We start from the raw sequence: 18,227 nt of genomic DNA on the forward strand, positions 1-18,227 counted from the left end.
CTTGGGTGTGTACGGGTGGCGGCGGGCGGTTTGTTGCTATGATACGGGAGTTCCGATATACAAGGGTGTGTGCGGTACGCACGCGTTTTTTGCCGTTCTCAAACCATTGTTTCAAACTTTCAGACGAACTCAGACGTCGTCTGAAAACCCCAAACTTACAATCTGTCCTTACGAGCGGTAGTCTGCGTTGATGGAGACGTAGTCGTGCGACAGGTCGCAGGTATAGACGGTAGCGGCGGCTTGTCCGCGGTGGAGTTTGATGCGGACGGTGATTTCGTCTTTCGCCATCACTGCCTGCCCTTGTTCTTCAGTGTAGCTTGCGGCGCGGCCGCCGTTTTCGGCAACCAATACGTCGTCCAGATACATTTCGAGGATGTCGGCGTCCAAATCGGCGATGCCGGCGTAGCCGATGGCGGCGAGTAGTCTGCCGAGGTTGGGGTCGGAGGCGAAGAAGGCGGTTTTAACGAGGGGCGAGTGGGCGACGGCGTAGGCGACTTGGCGGGCTTCGTCGCGGGTTTTGGCGTTTTCGACGCGGACGGTGATGAATTTGGTTGCTCCTTCGCCGTCGCGGACGATGGCTTGGGCGAGTTCGAGGGCGAGGCTGCCGAGCAGGTCTTTGAGCTGTTTGTAGCGCGGGTCGGCGATGTTGTCGATTTCGCTTTGGCTGTTTTTGCCGGTTGCGATGATGACGAAGCTGTCGTTGGTGCTGGTGTCGCCGTCAACGGTGATGGTGTTGAAGGTTTCGTCGGCGATTTCTTGGGTCATCAGCTGGAGGACGGGTTGGGAAACTTTGGCATCGGTGGCGATGAAGGAGAGCATGGTCGCCATGTTGGGGTGGATCATGCCGGAGCCTTTGGCGATGCCGGTGGCGCGGACGGTGTGTTTTTCGCCGACGCTGCCTTCGCGCGAGGCGGATTTGGGCACGGTGTCGGTGGTCATGATGGCGCGTGCGGCATCCGCCCAGTCGGCGGGCTGCATTTTGGGCAGGGCGGCGACGATTTTGCCGACGGGCAGGGGCTCGAGGATGACGCCTGTGGAGAAGGGAAGGACTTGGGAGGGTTTACAGCCGGTTTGTTCGGCGGTGGCGGCGCAGGTTTCGATGGCGTCGATTCTGCCTTGCGCGCCTGTACCGGCGTTGGCGTTGCCGGTGTTGATGATGATGGCGCGTACGCCGTCTTCGTCAAAGAGGTGTGATTTGGCGATGTGGACGGGGGCGGCGCAGAAGCGGTTGGTGGTAAACACGGCACCGACGGTATTGCCGCCGGAAAGTACCATCAGGGTGAGGTCGGCGCGGTCGGTTTGTTTGATGCCTGCGCGGGCGGTGAAGAGTTGGATGCCGTCGATGTTCAGCAGTTGGTCTGCGGTTTTTTCTGTAAGGTTGACTGCCATTTTGCTGCTCCTTTGTTTGGGGTTGTTGTTGATTTGGTTTTTAGACGACCTTTTGGTTCATCGGGGTCGTCTGAAAAGTGTTCAGAATCCTAATACGGGGATGATAATCGGGGCGATGGCGGCGGTCAGCACGCCGTTGAGGGTCAGCCCCAGCCCTGCGTATGCCGCCATGCGCCGGCTGCGCTCGAGTGAGGCGGCGATGCCCATGGCGTGTGAGGCGGTGCCGAGCGACATGCCGACTGATGAGGGCATAACAACGGTGTTTTTAAGCACGGTATAACCGGCTATCTGCCCGACCAATCCGGCGACGATGACGGTGGCGGCGGTGATGGCGGGGATGCCGCCTATGGTGCGGGTAATTTCGATGGCGATGGGGTTGGTCACGGATTTGGCGGCGAGCGAGAGGACGACTTCGCGTTCCGCGCCCAGCCATTTGGCGAAATACATGCCTGTGATGATGCCGGTAACGCTGCCGGCAAGCTGCGAGATGATGACGGGCAGCCACTGGCTGAAGATTTTTTGACGGTTTTGATAGAGCGGGACGGCGAGCGCGACGACGGCGGGCTTGAGCCAGAAGTCGATAAACTGCGCGGCATCGTGGTACACGGCGTAATCGATGTCGAGGATTTTGAGGTAGGCAATCAGGGTAACGGTGCTGATTAAGACGGGGTTGAGCAGCAGGTAGCCCGTCCGCGCGCGGAGGATGAGTGCCAACGCGTACACCGCCAGCGTCAGGAAAAGCAGGACGCTGGGCTGCTGCGACAGGGAAAGGATGCCGTCCATCAGATTTTCTCCCGTATCCATTGGTGTACCTTGCCCGTTACCAACAGGACGCACACGGTGCTGGCGGCGGCGGAGACGAGTATCGACAGCCAACTGTCGGCAATCAAATCCAAATAGCTGATGACGGCGACGCAAGGTGGCACAAGGAAGAGCGTCAGGTTTGCCATCAGCGCGTCGGTAAGCTGCTGCAACCACTCGGCTTTCACCCACCCCGCCTGAAGCATGGCAAACAAAATGCCCATGCCGATAATGCTGCCGGGCAATTTGATGCCCGTAAGGTAGGCGGCGGTTTCGCCGAGCGCGAGGCAGCCGAGCAGGACGAGCAAGGCGCGGATGGTGTGCATGGGTCGGGTTTCCTCTATGGTTTGCCGCTTTGCAGACGGGCGGTTTATGAATCTTTGTTAATAATTGAATCATAACGCCCTTGAGGTCGTCTGAAAACCCGTTTGCCGGTTTGATTTTGTCCCAGCCGCGTTTTCAGACGACCTCGTGCATGACGCAGGCGGTTCAGTCTATTAAAATCCCTGTTTCAGACGACCTTTAAAGAAAGAAAAATATGTATCACGCATTCGGCGGCGCAGCAGGCGTACGCAACCTGACCGACCGCTTTTACGACTTGATGGAACTCGAACCGCAATACCACGCCCTGCGCCAGATGCACGGCGAAGACATGACGCTGATTCGAGAAAAACTCTACGAATTTTTCAGCGGCTGGCTCGGCGGCCCGCCCTTGTTCGAGCAGAAATACGGACATCCCATGCTGCGGGCGCGCCATATGCCCTTTGCCGTGAATATGCAGGTGCGCGACGAATGGGTCGCCTGCTTCGCCCAAGCCATGAACGAATTGGAAATCGACAAAGACCTTGCCGAGCCCGTCCTCATCCGTATTTTTGCGATGGCGGACTGGATGCGCAACCAAAACGAAGAAGGCGTAGACCCACCCATGCCGCCGATGGCGGTCGATCCCGCAATCCGCATTCCCGAGCTGAAAAACGTCTTGAAGCAATACGGCGTGGACGGTTATTTCCCAACCTTCCCGGCTTGAGGTCGTCTGAAAAAAGCGAATCCCTTCCCGTTTTTCCTGTTTGATAAAAGGGCTGCTGCTGTAAAGTTGCAGCCGTTGCACTCAATCAATGGCGGAGAATCCCAATAACGATATTTCTGCCGGTAACAGTCAGGCAAAGTGGCAAAATAGCATTTTAAATGCAGTCAGGATAGAATTACGACATGTTCAGACGACCTCTGCCGTCGTCTGAAATGCCGTGATTTTTTATGAAACAGACATCAGGGAAGTTTGAAATGAACACATGGTTGAAAAAAATGATGGTTGCTTTGCTGGCTTTGGGTATAGGGCAAGCTGTGTGGGCGGATGACGTATCGGATTTTCGGGAAAACTTGCAGGCGGCAGAACAGGGAAATGCAGCAGCCCAATTCAATTTGGGCGTGATGTATGAAAATGGACAAGGAGTTCGTCAAGATTATGCACAGGCAGTACAGTGGTATCGCAAGGCTTCAGAACAAGGGGATGCCCAAGCCCAATTCAATTTGGGCGTGATGTATGCTAACGGACGCGGCGTACGCCAAGACGATGCCGAAGCGGTCAGATGGTATCGGCGGGCGGCGGATCAGGGATTATCCCAAGCCCAATATAATTTAGGTGCGATGTATGGAAATGGACAAGGCGTGCGCCAGGATGATGCCGAAGCGGTCAAATGGTATCGGCAGGCGGCAGCACAGGGGTTCGCCCAAGCCCAATTCAATTTGGGCGTGATGTATGAAAATGGACAAGGTGTGCGTCAAGACGATGCCGAAGCGGTCAGATGGTATCGACAGGCGGCGGAACAGGGAGATGTTGAAGCTCAAACCCATTTGGGCGGGATGTATGCCGAAGGACGCGGCGTGCGCCAAGATGATGCCGAAGTGGTCAGATGGTTTCGACAGGCGGCAGCACAGGGAAATGCAGCAGCCCAATACAATTTGGGCGTGGTGTATGCCGAAGGACGCGGTGTGCGCCAAAATGATGCCGAAGCGGTCAAATGGTTTCGGCAGGCGGCAGCACAGGGGTTCGCCCAAGCCCAATTCAATTTGGGCGTAATGTATTACAAAGGACGCAACGTGCGCCGAGATTATGCCGAAGCGGCCAGATGGTTTCGTAAGGCGGCAGATCAGGGGTTAGCACAAGCCCAACTCAATTTGGGCGTAATGTATTACAAAGGGCACGGCGTGCGCCAAGACCTTGCGCTCGCCCAAGAATGGCTTGACAAGGCTTGTCAAAACGGAGACCAAAACAGCTGCGACAATTACCAACGCCTGAAGGCGGGTTATTGAACAGCTCGCGATGCCGTCTGAAAGCGGCTTGAGCAGGAGCGGACATCTTCCTGCTCAATATGATTTGTTTTAGGACAAAACCAAAATGACTTTTCAAAATAAAAAAATCCTCGTTGCCGGGCTTGGCGGCACGGGTATTTCCATGATTGCTTATCTGCGCAAAAACGGCGCTGAGGTTGCCGCTTATGATGCGGAGCTGAAACCGGAGCGCGTGTCGCAAATCGGTAAGATGTTTGACGGGCTGGTGTTTTACACGGGTCGTCTGAAAGATGCGTTGGACAACGGTTTCGATATTCTGGCGCTCAGCCCCGGCATCAGCGAGCGGCAGCCTGATATTGAGGTGTTCAAGCAAAACGGCGGGCGCGTGTTGGGCGACATCGAATTGCTGGCGGACATTGTGAACCGCCGCGGCGACAAGGTGATTGCGATTACCGGCAGTAACGGCAAAACCACGGTAACGAGCTTGGTCGGCTATCTCTGCATCAAGTGCGGGCTGGATACCGTTATCGCGGGCAATATCGGTACGCCGGTTTTGGAGGCGGAATTGCAGCGCGAAGGCAAAAAGGCGGACGTGTGGGTGTTGGAGCTTTCCAGCTTCCAACTGGAAAACACCGAAAGCCTCCGCCCGACCGCGGCGACGGTGCTGAACATCTCCGAAGACCATCTCGACCGCTACGACGATTTGCTCGACTACGCGCATACCAAAGCCAAGATTTTCCGTGGCGATGGCGTGCAGGTTTTGAATTCAGACGACGTGTTCTGCCGTGCGATGAAACGGGCAGGGCGCGAGGTGAAATGGTTTTCGTTGGAACACGAAGCCGATTTTTGGTTGGAACGCGAGACGGGCCGTCTGAAACAAGGCGATGAAGATTTGATTGCCACGCAAGACATCCCGCTGCAAGGTCTGCACAACGCCGCCAACGTCATGGCTGCCGTCGCCTTGTGCGAAGCCGTCGGTTTGCCGCGCGAAGCATTGCTCGAACACGTCAAAACCTTCCAAGGCCTGCCGCACCGCGTGGAAAAAATCGGCGAGAAAAACGGCGTGGTATTTATCGACGACAGCAAAGGCACGAACGTCGGCGCGACCGCCGCCGCGATTGCCGGTTTGCAAAATCCGCTTTTCGTGATTTTGGGCGGCATGGGCAAAGGGCAGGACTTCACGCCCCTGCGCGACGCGCTTGCCGGCAAGGCAAAAGGCGTGTTCCTGATCGGCGTCGATGCGCCGCAAATCCGCCGCGATTTGGACGGCTGCGGTCTGAATTTGACCGACTGCGCCACTTTGGAAGAAGCCGTTCAGACGGCATACGCCCAAGCCGAAGCGGGCGATATCGTGCTGCTCAGCCCCGCCTGCGCGAGCTTTGATATGTTCAAAGGCTATGCGCACCGTTCGGAAGTCTTTATCGAGGCGTTTAAGGCTTTGTAAGGTCGTCTGAAACATGAAAAGAGGGTTGGTTTTACCGTAAACCTTGTGTGTCATTGTCTCAAAGGTCGTCTGAAAACGTTAAGGCAGTTTCAGACGACCTTTTTGCAGCAACGGCAAACTTGTTTCTTTCCTTTATACGGTGTTACTGTTTCTTAAAAATTGCCTATGCGGGCAAACGGCGAGGCGGCGGGCAGCCATGCCTGACTGACAAAACGTGTGTTTATCAATCCGAAAGGAAAACCCATGAATTTTCAAGAATACATTCGTTACGATGCCGTCGGTTTGGCAGAGCTGATCCGCAAAAAAGAAGTGTGTGCCGATGAAGTGTTGCAGGCTGCTTTAAACCGCTTGGACGAAGTCAATCCCAAGCTCAATCTGTTGGCGCATGATTTGCGCGAACGCGCGGCGGCGTGGCAGGGGTCGTCTGAAAATGCCGATACGCCGCTGGCGGGCGTGCCGTTTTTGCTCAAAGACCTGCTGGCAGATTGGGAAGGAGCGCCGACATGGTCGGGGTCGCGCATGATGCAGCATTACATTGCCAAGCAAAACAGCGATTTGACCCAAGCCTATCTCGATGCGGGGCTGCGCGTGTTCGGCAAAACCACCACGCCCGAATGGGGCGCATATGCCGTTACCGAAACCGAAATTTACGGCATCACGCGCAATCCGTGGCATTTGGATTACACCGCGGGCGGCAGCAGCGGCGGTGCGGCGGCGGCAGTGGCTTCGGGCGTCGTACCCGCAGCGCACGGCAGCGACGGCGGCGGCTCCATCCGCTTACCCGCGCACAACTGCGGCGTGTTCGGGTTGAAACCCACGCGCGGTCGCAGCAGTTACGCGCCGAACGCATCGGAGGCATGGCAAGGCTTGGTATGCGACCATGTGTTGACCCGCAGTGTACGCGACAGCGCGGTTTTGCTGGACATCGCCGCCCAAACCCAAGCCCGCGCCCTGTATGCCTGCCCGCCGCCGCCCGAAAACGGTTTTGCAGACAGCCTGAAACAAGAAACAGGTCGTCTGAAAATCGCTTTTTGGAAACAGGCATGGTTTGGCGGTGGCAACGACGAAGGCACGGAAGCCGCATTCGCCCATAGTTTGAAACTGATGCAAGACGCGGGACACGAATTGGAAGAAGCCACGCCCGATTTCGCGCCGCCCGAACAGTTCAACCGAGCCGCCCGCATCATCGTCATGGGCGAAACGGCAAAACTGTTCTACCAATATCAATACGAAACCGGACAAAAACTGCCGCACCGCCTGCTTGAGCCGACAACGTGGGCAATGATTGTGCAGGGGCGGCAAATCAGCGCGGGTGAAATGGCATGGGCGCGCGACGTGATGCTGGCGCAGGAACGTGCCGCCAAAGCATTTTTCACGCGCTACGACGTGTTGATGACGCCCGTCTGCCCGCGCACCACGCCGAAAATCGGTGAGATGATGCCGCCGCCCGCCGCACAAAAAGCCATGCGCCTGCTGTTTGGTACGCTGCGCTTAGGTTTTCTGTTGAAAAACAACCCGTTTTTAGAAAAAGAAGCCACCGCCGCGCTGCAATACGTCGGCTATACGTCGCCGCTGAACATGAGCGGCAACCCCGCCATGAGCGTACCGCTTTACAGGCATAACGGGCTGCCCGTCGGCACTCAGTTCGCCGCCGCACACGGACGCGAAGACACGCTGCTTGGCCTCGCCGCGCAGTTGGAACAGATACAGCCGTGGGCGGAAATACCGCAGTTGGCTTAGGGTTTGCATTGGATAAAAAGCGGTCTGTTTACTCGAGGAAAAGATTTATATAAGGTCGTCTGAAAACATAAAAGCGTTTTCAGACGACCTTTTTTGTGTTTGTGATGGGTAGGGTAGGGCGCAAAGAACGCCGGAATCCGACTGTCTTTAAAGAATCTGAATTGTTGCTTTGCCAAGAAACCTTTAGAATGACGTTTTTCTGATTTTCGATATTTTCAGACGACCCGTATATCCAAAAGGTCGTCTGAAACGTTTGTTCCGTAACGGATGTTTGTTCATGATTAGTCTTTCCAAGATTCTCGACCGCCCGATTTCCCGCAGCGGTCAGAAATTCGATACATCGCTTTTGTGGATGACGGTGTTGATGACCGTGTTCAGCCTGGTGATGATTTATTCCGCTTCGATTGCGTACGCGGCGGCGGAGGGCGGTACGCAGTTTTCTTTTGTCGGCAAGCAGGCTTTGTTTGTCGCGGTCGGCGTTTCTGTGTGCATCGGCCTGTCTTTTATCAGCATGAACACTTGGAAAAAGCTTATGCCCTGGTATTTCGGCTTCTCGGGGCTTTTGCTGCTGCTGGTTTTGTTTTTGGGGCGGGAGATTAACGGGGCAACCCGCTGGATTCACGCGGGACCGGTCAATATCCAGCCGACGGAGTTGTTCAAGCTTGCCGTCGTTTTGTATTTGTCCAGCCTGTTCACGCGCAAGGCGGAAGTGTTGCAGAGCGTGAAGAAGATTATGTTCCCGGGCGGGCTGATTGCCGCGGGTTTGGTGTTGATTATGTTCCAGCCCGACTTCGGTTCGTTCGTCGTCATTGTCGGCGTTACGATGGCTATGGTGTTTTTGGCGGGTTTCCCTGCCAAGTATTTCATCATGATGGGGATGATTCTGGCTTCATTCATGACGGCGGCGATTATGCTCGCGCCTTACCGCATGGCGCGCGTGTCGGCGTTTTTGAATCCGTGGGCGGACCCTTTGGGTAAAGGCTACCAGTTGACGCATTCGTTGATGGCGATTGCGCGCGGCGAATGGTTCGGTCAGGGTTTGGGAGCGAGTTTGGAAAAACGCTTCTACCTGCCCGAGGCGCATACCGACTTTATCTTTGCCGTCATCGGCGAGGAATTCGGTTTTTTGGGTATGTGTATTTTGGTTGCGTGCTATGTTTGGCTGGTCGTCCGCGCCTTTTCCATCGGACGGCAGGCGCGCGATTTGGATTTGACGTTCGGCGCGTATGTCGCCAACGGCATCGGTGTTTGGATAGGTATTCAAAGTTTCTTCAATATCGGCGTCAACATCGGCATTTTGCCAACCAAGGGGCTGCCGTTGCCGTTGATGTCTTACGGCGGTTCGGCGGTTGTGGTCATGCTGGTGTGCATCACTTTGTTGTTGCGCGTCGATTATGAAAACCGCAAAAAAATGCGCGGTTACCAAGTGGAGTAAATCATGGGCGGTAAAACTTTCATGCTGATGGCGGGCGGCACCGGCGGCCATATTTTCCCTGCGCTGGCGGTGGCGGATTCATTGCGTGCGCGCGGTCATCATGTGATTTGGCTGGGCAGCGAAGGCTCGATGGAAGAGCGCATCGTGCCGCAATACGACATCCTGCTCGAAACGCTGGCGATTAAAGGTGTGCGCGGCAACGGCATCAAACGCAAGCTGATGCTGCCGTTTACTTTGTATAAAACCGTCCGCGAAGCGCAGCGGATTATCCGCAAACACCGCGTCGAATGCGTCATCGGTTTCGGCGGCTTCGTTACCTTTCCCGGCGGCTTGGCGGCGAAACTCTTGGGCGTGCCGATTGTGATTCACGAGCAAAACGCTGTGGCAGGGTTGTCCAACCGCCAACTGTCGCGCTGGGCGAAGCGGGTGTTATACGCTTTTCCGAAAGCGTTCAGCCACGAAGGCGGTTTGGTCGGCAACCCCGTCCGCGCCGATATTGCCAACCTGCCCGCGCCTGCCGAGCGTTTCCAAGGGCGTGAAGGTCGTCTGAAAATCTTGGTGGTCGGCGGCAGTTTGGGTGCGGATGTTTTGAATAAAACCGTTCCACAGGCATTGGCTTTGCTGCCCGACGATGCGCGCCCGCAGATGTATCACCAATCGGGTCGGGGCAAGCTGGGCAGCTTGCAGGCGGATTACGACGCGTTGGGCGTGAAAGCCGAATGCGTGGAATTTATTACCGACATGGTGTCCGCCTACCGCGATGCAGACTTGGTGATTTGCCGTGCCGGCGCGCTGACGATTGCCGAGTTGACGGCGGCGGGGCTGGGCGCGCTGCTGGTGCCGTATCCTTACGCCGTCGATGACCACCAAACCGCCAACGCGCGTTTTATGGTGCAGGCGGAGGCAGGGCTGCTGTTGCCGCAAAGTCAGTTGACAGCGGAAAAACTCGCTGAAATCTTAGGCGGCTTAAACCGCGAAAAATGCCTCAAATGGGCGGAAAACGCCCGCACATTGGCGCTGCCGCACAGCGCGGACGACGTGGCGGAAGCCGCCATCGCATGTACGGCATGATGACATGATGTGATGAATGAAACAGAGGTTGTCTGAAAACCAAGAAACAGGTTTCAGACGACCTTTTTGCAACTTGGCAGCCGTATTGTGCGGGAGTATGATGTAAATAGGAATTTCTCTCATTGGAGGCTGCCATGTCTGCAAAAATCTCTCCCGAAACCGTTTCCGCACTGTCCAGTACCATGCTGATTCCCCTGTGGGCGAAGGCTGTGGAGCAGGGGAGGGCGCAGCCGCTTTTGCGCGATGACGAAGCCGTGCGGATGTTGGACAAGATAGACTACGACTTCGGCAAGTTTGCCAAAGTCAAAGCATCGCAAGTCGGCTGTTGCGGGCGGGCGAAGCTGTTGGATGATATGACCCGGCACTTTATCGCCGAACATCCCGATGCCGTCGTGGTGCAAATCGGCGCGGGGCTGGATGCGCGTTATGAACGCTTGGGCAGGCCGCGCATTAATGCTTGGTATGATTTGGATTTGCCCGAAGTGATTGAAGTGCGGCGCATGCTGTTGCCCGAATCGGACAATCATTATCTGGGCGCGTCCATGTTCGACGAAGCGTGGATGAACACCGTTGCCGCGCACGGCAAACCCGTGTTGCTCGTGATCGAAGGCGTGTTTATGTATTTCGAAGAGGCGCAGGTGCAGGACTTTTTTAAACAGGTTGCCCGCCGTCTGCCGCACGCCCAACTTGCCTTCGACACTATCCCCAAGGCCTACATCGGACAAAGCAAACGCCACGACGCACTCGGTAAAATGGACAAACCGCCCGAGTTCCGCTGGGCGATAAGCGGCACGGACGACATCCGACGGCTGATACCGGGTGTGGAAATCATCGAAGAAGCGGGCTTGAGCAGCGTCTGTAAACCGCGTTATCCGTGGCTCTTGCGCCTTGTGTATGCGACCGCGTGGGGACGGCACAAATTGGATATGCGCTTGATGAGGATACAAGTGCCGTCAAGTTGATAAACGAGAGGTCGTCTGAAAACGGTTTTCAGACGACCTTATGTTTTGTTTTTGCTGGTATTTTGGTAGCTGAAGTCGAGTTTAAAAATGGGTAATTCACCGCTGAACGAAACCTCTTTTTCACCCGTATTGCCACCAATGTGAAATCCTGTATGCCGAAACATCTTTAATTTACAAGAAAACTATGGCGCAGAAGCGGATAGCCCTTTAAAATAACGCCTTTACGCATCGAAAATCCACCGGAACGCAACATCATGATGAAAAATCGAGTTACCAACATCCATTTTGTCGGTATCGGCGGCGTCGGCATGAGCGGTATCGCCGAAGTCTTACACAATTTGGGCTTTAAAGTTTCCGGTTCGGATCAGGCACGAAATGCGGTTACCGAGCATTTGAGCAGCTTGGGTATTCAAGTTTATCCCGGCCATACCGCCGAACACGTCAACGGTGCGGATGTCGTCGTTACCTCTACCGCCGTCAAAAAAGACAATCCCGAAGTCGTCGCTGCGCTGGAGCAGCAAATCCCCGTCATTCCGCGCGCCTTGATGCTGGCGGAACTGATGCGCTTCCGTGACGGCATCGCCATTGCCGGTACGCATGGCAAAACCACGACCACCAGTCTGACCGCCTCCATCCTCGGCGCGGCAGGTCTCGACCCTACTTTCGTTATCGGCGGCAAACTCAATGCTGCAGGTACCAACGCCCGTTTGGGTAAAGGCGAATACATCGTCGCCGAAGCCGACGAGTCCGATGCGTCCTTCCTGCATTTGACCCCGATTATGTCCGTCGTCACCAATATCGACGAAGACCATATGGATACTTACGGGCACAGCGTCGAAAAACTGCATCAGGCGTTTGTTGATTTTATCCACCGTATGCCGTTCTACGGCAAAGCGTTTTTGTGTATCGACAGCGAACACGTCCGAGCGATTTTGCCCAAAGTGAGCAAACCTTACGCCACTTACGGCTTGGACGATACCGCCGATATTTACGCGACCGACATCGAAAACGTCGGCGCACAGATGAAATTTACCGTTCATGTCCAAATGAAAGGATCTGAACAAGCGCCGTTTGAAGTCGTGTTGAACATGCCCGGCAGACACAACGTCCTCAATGCCTTGGCTGCTATCGGCGTGGCGCTGGAAGTTGGCGCATCCATCGAAGCGATTCAGCGCGGTTTGCTCGGTTTCGAAGGCGTCGGACGCCGTTTCCAAAAATACGGCGACATCAAACTGCCCAACGGCGGAACCGCGCTTTTGGTAGACGATTACGGACACCATCCCGTCGAAATGGCGGCGACCCTTTCCGCTGCACGCGGCGCGTATCCGGAAAAACGTTTGGTGCTCGCCTTCCAGCCGCACCGATATACCCGCACACGCGATTTGTTCGAAGACTTTACCAAAGTCCTCAATACCGTTGACGCGCTGGTGTTGACCGAAGTTTATGCCGCCGGCGAAGAACCGATTGCCGCCGCCGACTCCCGCGCCCTTGCCCGTGCCATCCGCGTATTGGGCAAACTCGAGCCGATTTACTGCGAAAACGTCGCCGACTTGCCCGAAATGCTGTTGAACGTTTTACAGGACGGCGATGTCGTGTTGAATATGGGTGCGGGCAGCATCAACCGCGTTCCTGCCGCGATGCTGGAGTTGTCGAAAAAAGCCTGAGGCGCAAACTTTTATCGTGATGCCGCGATAGCCGCCTGATGAAGCGATGTTCCATCGAGTGGGTAAGCAAGATTAAGGTCGTCTGAAAACCCGATTCGTTTTCAGACGACCTGTATCAAACAAAGAAGCAATCAAGAAAGAACAAAAACAATGCAGAATTTTGGCAAAGTAGCCGTATTGATGGGCGGCTTTTCCAGCGAACGCGAAATCTCGCTGGATAGCGGTGCCGCCATTTTGAATGCCTTAAAAAGCAAAGGCATAGACGCACACGCCTTCGATCCTAAAGAAACACCCTTGGCGGAATTGAAAACTCAAGGTTTCCAAACTGCTTTCAATATCCTCCACGGCACTTACGGCGAAGACGGCGCTGTTCAAGGCGCGTTGGAATTGTTGGGCATTCCTTATACCGGCAGCGGCGTTGCCGCTTCCGCCATTGGTATGGACAAATACCGCTGCAAGCTGATTTGGCAAGCCTTGGGGCTGCCTGTTCCTGAGTTCGCCGTTTTACATGAAGATTCCGATTTCGATGCTGTCGAACAGCAACTTGGCTTGCCCATGTTTGTTAAACCGGCAGCCGAAGGCAGTAGCGTCGGCGTTGTGAAAGTGAAAGAAAAAGGTCGTCTGAAAAGCGTTTACGAAGAGCTGAAACACCTTCAAGGCGAAATTATTGCCGAACGGTTCATCGGCGGCGGCGAATACTCCTGTCCCGTGTTGAACGGTAAAGGCCTGCCCAGCATACACATCATCCCGGCTACCGAGTTCTACGACTACGAAGCCAAATACAACCGCGACGACACTGTTTATCAATGTCCGTCCGAAGACTTGAGCGAGGCTGAAGAAAACCTGATGCGCTCTCTGGCAGTCCGCGGGGCGCAGGCAATCGGGGCAGATGGGTGCGTGCGCGTCGATTTCCTCAAAGATACCGACGGTAAGCTGTACCTCTTGGAAATCAACACATTGCCCGGTATGACGAGCCACAGTTTAGTACCGAAATCCGCTGCCCATACCGGCGTGGATTTTGCCGATTTATGCATTGAAATTTTGAAAACCGCACATGTGGGATGACGCAAGCGCACTGGGTCGGCTGACCCGCTGGCTATTGCTGCTGATGGCATTACTGCTCATCGGCACCTGCATAGCCTGGCTATACAACTCCAATCATTTTCCCGTCAAACAAGTGTCCATACAGGGCAAGCTGACTTATTCGGATGGGAAAGAACTTCAGCGCGCTGCTCAACAGCACACGCGCAGCAATATTTTCCGTGCCGATTTGGACGGTATTCAGGCGGCCTTTCAAAAGCTGCCGTGGGTGGATTCCGCTATGGTGCGCCGCCGCTTCCCCGATACCGTCGAAATCCATTTGACCGAGCGCGTGCCTGTTGCCCATTGGCGCAGCGGCGGTTTGGTCGATACCAAAGGCAATGTGTTTAACGCCAAGCTCAAAGCCAAGTTGCCCGTTTTTGAAGGACAGCCGGGTACAGGCAAGGACATGGTCAAACACTACGAAGAATTTTCCGGCATCCTCCGCCGGCAAAATTTGGCGATTAAAGAACTGATTTATACGCCGCGCTCCGCTTGGTTGGTGGTCTTAGACAATGGGATTACCGTCAGACTGGGAAGGGAAAACGAAATCAAACGCTTACAGCTTTTCGCCGAAATTTGGCCAACGCTGTTGCGTAAAAATCAAAATCGGTTATCCTACGTTGATATGCGGTATAAAGACGGATTTTCCGTGCGTTACACATCAGAGACGTCGTCTGAAAATGTTTCAGACGACTAAAGCCAAACAAACAACGTGAAGCAACTATTGCCAATACAGACAAATAGTTATAACTCCAGCGAAATAACGAGCAAATATAATGGAACAACAAGGTAAATATATCAGTGCCCTCGATATCGGCACATCCAAAGTCATCGCCCTGATTGGCGAAGTACAAGACGACAACGAAATCCATATTGTCGGACTCGGGCAGGCACCATCTCGCGGCCTGAAAGCAGGCATGGTAACCAATATCGACGCAACAGCCCAAGCCATTCAGCAGGCGGTCAATGAAGCAGAATTGATGGCGGACACCAAAATCAGCCACGTTACAACCGGTATCGCAGGCAACCATATCCGCAGCTTGAATTCGCAAGGGGTTGTCAAAATTAAGGACGGGGAAGTTTCGCAAGCCGATATCGACCGCGCTATCGAAACCGCCAAAGCCATCAATATCCCGCCGGATCACAATATCCTGCATACCGTGGTACAAGAGTACATTATCGACAACCAACCCGGTGTCAAAGAACCTATCGGTATGAGCGGCGTCCGACTCGATACCCGCGTACATATCATTACTGGTGCCAATACCGCCCTGCAAAACATCCAAAAATGTATCCATCGTTGCGGTTTGCAAATGGATCAAATCATGCTTCAGCCTTTGGCGAGCGGTCAGGCTGTTTTGACTGAAGACGAAAAAGATTTGGGCGTGTGTGTCATCGACATCGGCGGCGGTACGACCGATATTGCCGTTTATACCAACGGCGCCATCCGCCATACTGCCGTGATTCCCGTGGCGGGCGATTTGATTACCAAAGACTTGGCACAAGCACTGCGCACCCCGCACAGCGCTGCCGAATACATTAAAATCCACTACGGCGTCGCGATTCCTGATATGGAAGGCTTGGACGAAATGGTTGAAGTCCCTAGCGTCGGCGACCGTCAGCCCCGTCAGATTTCACGCCGCGTTTTGGCAAGCGTCATCGGTCCGCGCGTTGAAGAAATTTTGGAATTGACCCTGAACGAATTGCGCCGTTCCGGCTTCCCTGAAGAAGTCCTCACGTCAGGTATCGTTCTGACCGGCGGCGCATCTATGCTGACCGGTATTGTTGAGCTTGCCGAAGAAGTGTTCGGCCTGCCTGCACGCATCGGCGTGCCTCAAGAAATGGGTGGTGTATCCGAACGCATCCGCAATCCGCGCTACTCAACCGCCATCGGTCTTTTGCAGGCGGCAAGAGGTGAGGAAGACGGCGCGCCGGTGACCGGTGCGATTGTGGTTCATGATCAGACTGAAAAAATCAGTTTGTGGGCAAAACTGATGAAATTCGTTAAAGACAATTTCTGATCGTTCCGTTACTTTGCTTACAGGGAAAATGAGTTGTTGTCGGAATGAAACTACTTTCAACAATTAAGAACCTGTATGCTTTCGTTAAAAAATGTAGTAAAAAAATGACGGCAATGGTGAATGAATAAGAAGTATTTTGCCAGCGTCGGAATACTTCTTATATAATACGGATAATATCTAATTTTTGGACCGTCCTCGATGCAGGGCGCGCAGGAGTCATTTGAATGGAATTTGTTTACGACGTAGCTGAATCAGCCGCAAGCCCTGCGGTCATTAAAGTAATCGGCTTGGGTGGCGGTGGTTGCAATGCTATTAACAACATGATTGCCAACATCATCCAAGGTGTTGAATTTATTAGTGCCAATACTGATGCCCAATCTTTGGGCAAAAATAATGCGGCAAAACGCATCCAGTTGGGTACCAACCTGACCCGTGGTTTGGGCGCAGGTGCCAATCCTGAAATCGGCCGTGCTGCGGCACAAGAAGATCGCGAAGCCATCGAAGATGCTATTCGCGGCGCAAATATGTTGTTCATCACCACCGGTATGGGTGGCGGTACCGGTACCGGTGCGGCTCCTGTGGTTGCCGAGATTGCCAAAGAAATGGGTATTCTGACCGTTGCGGTTGTTACCCGTCCGTTCGGCTACGAAGGTAAACGCGTACACATCGCCCAAGAAGGTTTGGAGCAGCTCAAAGGTCAGGTCGATTCATTGATTATCATCCCGAACGATAAACTGATGACTGCATTGGGCGAAGACGTGACCATGCGTGAAGCGTTCCGTGCTGCGGACAACGTCCTGCGCGATGCCGTGGCCGGTATTTCCGAAGTGGTTACCCGTCCCGGTTTCATCAACCTTGACTTCGCCGACGTTAAAAACGTAATGGGCATCAAAGGTATCGCGATGATGGGTTCCGGTTTTGCTCAAGGCATTGACCGCGCCCGTTTGGCAACCGAACAAGCGATTTCCAGCCCGTTGCTGGATAATGTGACTTTGGATGGCGCGCGCGGCGTATTGGTGAACATCACTACCGCTCCGGATTGCCTGAAAATGTCCGAATATCGTGAAATCATGAAAGTGGTTAACGAGAATGCACATCCTGAAGCTGAATGTAAATACGGTACTGCCGAAGACGACAATATGGGCGAAGACGCTATTCGCGTAACCATTATTGCGACTGGTCTGAAAGAAAACGGCAGCGAAAACCAAATGCGTGCGGCAGTCCGTACACAAAAATTGGTTAGCGGAAATGCCGAAGCAGCTCACTCTGCGCAAGCTGGTAATGTGGATGGCTTGGTTCGTACCAACAGAGGTATCCGCTCAATGAATTTGACTGCCGCGGATTTCAGTAACCAATCTGTTTTAGACGATTTTGAAATTCCGGCTATTTTGCGTCGTCAAAATAATTCGGACAAATAATTCATTCTGTTAAAAAAGCCTGCCACATCGTTGGCAGGCTTTTTATAGTTTAGAATATTGGAGGCTTTGCCTTTTTATACTTCATTAAGTATAGTCTCGACTTTCGACCTATTGTCTGCCGAACGGCTGAATGATAGGATTGCGTCGGTAAGTGTAGTGTAATCGCTCAAAATCCGAATAAGCGGCTGATTTCAGACGACATCAATGATGCGCAGAAAGCTACTGTCTTCGATTTTGGCGATTCGTTATGTTTAACTGCATATCAATGATTATATAAGGAAATACAGTATGAACCGTCGTCAATTCCTGGGTGGTACAGCCGTTTCTTTGGCAGCCGCCGCCTCATTCGCCCGCGCTCACGGAAATCATAGCCATAAAGGCCATTCCCACGCTGCTCCTGCTGCTGCATCCAAAACCTATGAAGCAGCCAGAAAAGCGGCTGCCCACTGTGTTGAAGCAGGTCAAATCTGTTTGGCACACTGCATCCGACTGCTGAGCCAAGGCGATACTTCTATGAAAGACTGCGCAACAGGCGTCAACCAAATGCTGGCATTGTGCGGCGCGCTGCAAAACCTTGCCGCCCAAAACTCTCCGCTGACCCTTTCTTTGGCAAAAGTCTGCATCGAAGCGTGCAAACAATGTGCCGCAGCGTGCAAACAACACGCAGGTCATCATGCAGAATGCAAACAATGCTATGAGTCTTGCCTTGCCTGCATCAAAGAGTGCGAAAAAATCGCTGCTTAATTGACGCGGTAAATAACCGGTCTGTCTGTGAAACAAGCTTTGTTTTGCAGACAGGCCGGTTTGTTTTTGATGGAATGGTTTTCACAAAATTATAGTGGATTAAATTTAAATCAGGACAAGGCGACGAAGCCGCAGACAGTACAGATAGTACGGCAAGGCGAGGCAA

General features: G+C 53.9%; 16 protein-coding genes. 13 read left to right on the top strand and 3 right to left on the bottom strand.

Features of this window, described 5'->3' with window-relative positions:
- Window positions 1–168 precede the first annotated feature (168 nt).
- The 3 genes from argJ to AC5M9B_RS01050 form a co-directional block, all read right to left on the bottom strand.
- Complete coding sequence (gene argJ / locus AC5M9B_RS01040; RefSeq protein ID WP_039410386.1) at window positions 169–1,389, bottom strand: bifunctional glutamate N-acetyltransferase/amino-acid acetyltransferase ArgJ; 1,221 nt, start codon at window positions 1,387–1,389, stop codon at window positions 169–171.
- 81 nt (window positions 1,390–1,470) lie between these two features.
- On the bottom strand, window positions 1,471–2,172 hold the full coding sequence (locus AC5M9B_RS01045) for an LrgB family protein (protein ID WP_487648114.1): 702 nt from the start codon (window positions 2,170–2,172) through the stop codon (window positions 1,471–1,473).
- Window positions 2,172–2,516, bottom strand: coding sequence for a CidA/LrgA family protein (locus AC5M9B_RS01050; RefSeq protein WP_003742821.1), 345 nt, complete (start codon window positions 2,514–2,516; stop codon window positions 2,172–2,174). Before AC5M9B_RS01050 ends, AC5M9B_RS01045 begins: the two co-directional genes overlap by 1 nt.
- Before the next feature lie 212 nt (window positions 2,517–2,728).
- On the opposite strand from AC5M9B_RS01050, the gene AC5M9B_RS01055 reads away from it, so the two are divergent.
- From AC5M9B_RS01055 to AC5M9B_RS01115, 13 genes are all read left to right on the top strand, one after another.
- Entirely contained in the window at window positions 2,729–3,217 is a 489-nt protein-coding gene (locus AC5M9B_RS01055; protein ID WP_101809886.1) for a group II truncated hemoglobin, read from the top strand.
- A gap of 254 nt (window positions 3,218–3,471) precedes the next feature.
- Window positions 3,472–4,500: an SEL1-like repeat protein gene (locus tag AC5M9B_RS01060; RefSeq protein ID WP_487648112.1), complete on the top strand. Its 1,029-nt coding sequence runs from the start codon at window positions 3,472–3,474 to the stop codon at window positions 4,498–4,500.
- A gap of 85 nt (window positions 4,501–4,585) precedes the next feature.
- Window positions 4,586–5,923, top strand: a complete 1,338-nt coding sequence (gene murD / locus AC5M9B_RS01065; RefSeq protein ID WP_487648113.1) for a UDP-N-acetylmuramoyl-L-alanine--D-glutamate ligase — start codon at window positions 4,586–4,588, stop codon at window positions 5,921–5,923.
- Between the two features lie 243 nt (window positions 5,924–6,166).
- Window positions 6,167–7,663, top strand: a complete 1,497-nt coding sequence (locus tag AC5M9B_RS01070; RefSeq protein WP_146736617.1) for an amidase — start codon at window positions 6,167–6,169, stop codon at window positions 7,661–7,663.
- A 277-nt stretch (window positions 7,664–7,940) separates the two neighbouring features.
- Window positions 7,941–9,098: a putative lipid II flippase FtsW gene (ftsW, locus tag AC5M9B_RS01075; protein WP_003742829.1), complete on the top strand. Its 1,158-nt coding sequence runs from the start codon at window positions 7,941–7,943 to the stop codon at window positions 9,096–9,098.
- 3 nt (window positions 9,099–9,101) lie between these two features.
- Entirely contained in the window at window positions 9,102–10,169 is a 1,068-nt protein-coding gene (murG, locus tag AC5M9B_RS01080) for an undecaprenyldiphospho-muramoylpentapeptide beta-N-acetylglucosaminyltransferase (RefSeq protein ID WP_146736618.1), read from the top strand.
- Between the two features lie 134 nt (window positions 10,170–10,303).
- Window positions 10,304–11,131, top strand: a complete 828-nt coding sequence (locus AC5M9B_RS01085; protein ID WP_146736619.1) for a class I SAM-dependent methyltransferase — start codon at window positions 10,304–10,306, stop codon at window positions 11,129–11,131.
- A gap of 254 nt (window positions 11,132–11,385) precedes the next feature.
- Entirely contained in the window at window positions 11,386–12,795 is a 1,410-nt protein-coding gene (gene murC / locus AC5M9B_RS01090) for a UDP-N-acetylmuramate--L-alanine ligase (RefSeq protein WP_186805645.1), read from the top strand.
- Between the two features lie 150 nt (window positions 12,796–12,945).
- The gene (locus tag AC5M9B_RS01095; protein WP_019271555.1) at window positions 12,946–13,860 is read left to right on the top strand and encodes a D-alanine--D-alanine ligase; all 915 of its coding nucleotides are present in this window, start codon (window positions 12,946–12,948) and stop codon (window positions 13,858–13,860) included.
- Entirely contained in the window at window positions 13,850–14,575 is a 726-nt protein-coding gene (locus tag AC5M9B_RS01100) for a cell division protein FtsQ/DivIB (protein ID WP_146736620.1), read from the top strand. The genes AC5M9B_RS01095 and AC5M9B_RS01100 overlap by 11 nt, the downstream gene beginning before the upstream one ends.
- Window positions 14,576–14,654: 79 nt before the next feature.
- A complete protein-coding gene (gene ftsA / locus AC5M9B_RS01105; protein WP_019271553.1) occupies window positions 14,655–15,899 on the top strand; it encodes a cell division protein FtsA in 1,245 nt (414 codons plus the stop codon).
- Between the two features lie 224 nt (window positions 15,900–16,123).
- Entirely contained in the window at window positions 16,124–17,317 is a 1,194-nt protein-coding gene (gene ftsZ, locus AC5M9B_RS01110) for a cell division protein FtsZ (RefSeq protein ID WP_019271552.1), read from the top strand.
- A 288-nt stretch (window positions 17,318–17,605) separates the two neighbouring features.
- Window positions 17,606–18,061 (top strand): four-helix bundle copper-binding protein, encoded by a 456-nt coding sequence (locus AC5M9B_RS01115; protein ID WP_146736621.1) that lies wholly within the window; start codon window positions 17,606–17,608, stop codon window positions 18,059–18,061.
- The last annotated feature ends 166 nt before the right edge of the window (window positions 18,062–18,227 follow it).

The sequence above is a fragment of the Neisseria flava genome (assembly GCF_982712965.1).

Bases quoted from the DNA above. Each gene is read 5' to 3' on its own strand.
- AC5M9B_RS01050 (WP_003742821.1), bottom strand. From the start codon at position 2,516: ATGCACACCATCCGCGCCTTGCTCGTCCTGCTCGGCTGCCTCGCGCTC.
- ftsW (WP_003742829.1), top strand. From the start codon at position 7,941: ATGATTAGTCTTTCCAAGATTCTCGACCGCCCGATTTCCCGCAGCGGT.
- AC5M9B_RS01095 (WP_019271555.1), top strand. From the start codon at position 12,946: ATGCAGAATTTTGGCAAAGTAGCCGTATTGATGGGCGGCTTTTCCAGC.
- AC5M9B_RS01055 (WP_101809886.1), top strand. From the start codon at position 2,729: ATGTATCACGCATTCGGCGGCGCAGCAGGCGTACGCAACCTGACCGAC.
- murD (WP_487648113.1), top strand. From the start codon at position 4,586: ATGACTTTTCAAAATAAAAAAATCCTCGTTGCCGGGCTTGGCGGCACG.
- argJ (WP_039410386.1), bottom strand. From the start codon at position 1,389: ATGGCAGTCAACCTTACAGAAAAAACCGCAGACCAACTGCTGAACATC.
- murC (WP_186805645.1), top strand. From the start codon at position 11,386: ATGATGAAAAATCGAGTTACCAACATCCATTTTGTCGGTATCGGCGGC.
- ftsZ (WP_019271552.1), top strand. From the start codon at position 16,124: ATGGAATTTGTTTACGACGTAGCTGAATCAGCCGCAAGCCCTGCGGTC.
- AC5M9B_RS01070 (WP_146736617.1), top strand. From the start codon at position 6,167: ATGAATTTTCAAGAATACATTCGTTACGATGCCGTCGGTTTGGCAGAG.
- AC5M9B_RS01100 (WP_146736620.1), top strand. From the start codon at position 13,850: ATGTGGGATGACGCAAGCGCACTGGGTCGGCTGACCCGCTGGCTATTG.
- ftsA (WP_019271553.1), top strand. From the start codon at position 14,655: ATGGAACAACAAGGTAAATATATCAGTGCCCTCGATATCGGCACATCC.
- AC5M9B_RS01085 (WP_146736619.1), top strand. From the start codon at position 10,304: ATGTCTGCAAAAATCTCTCCCGAAACCGTTTCCGCACTGTCCAGTACC.
- AC5M9B_RS01045 (WP_487648114.1), bottom strand. From the start codon at position 2,172: ATGGACGGCATCCTTTCCCTGTCGCAGCAGCCCAGCGTCCTGCTTTTC.
- murG (WP_146736618.1), top strand. From the start codon at position 9,102: ATGGGCGGTAAAACTTTCATGCTGATGGCGGGCGGCACCGGCGGCCAT.
- AC5M9B_RS01115 (WP_146736621.1), top strand. From the start codon at position 17,606: ATGAACCGTCGTCAATTCCTGGGTGGTACAGCCGTTTCTTTGGCAGCC.
- AC5M9B_RS01060 (WP_487648112.1), top strand. From the start codon at position 3,472: ATGAACACATGGTTGAAAAAAATGATGGTTGCTTTGCTGGCTTTGGGT.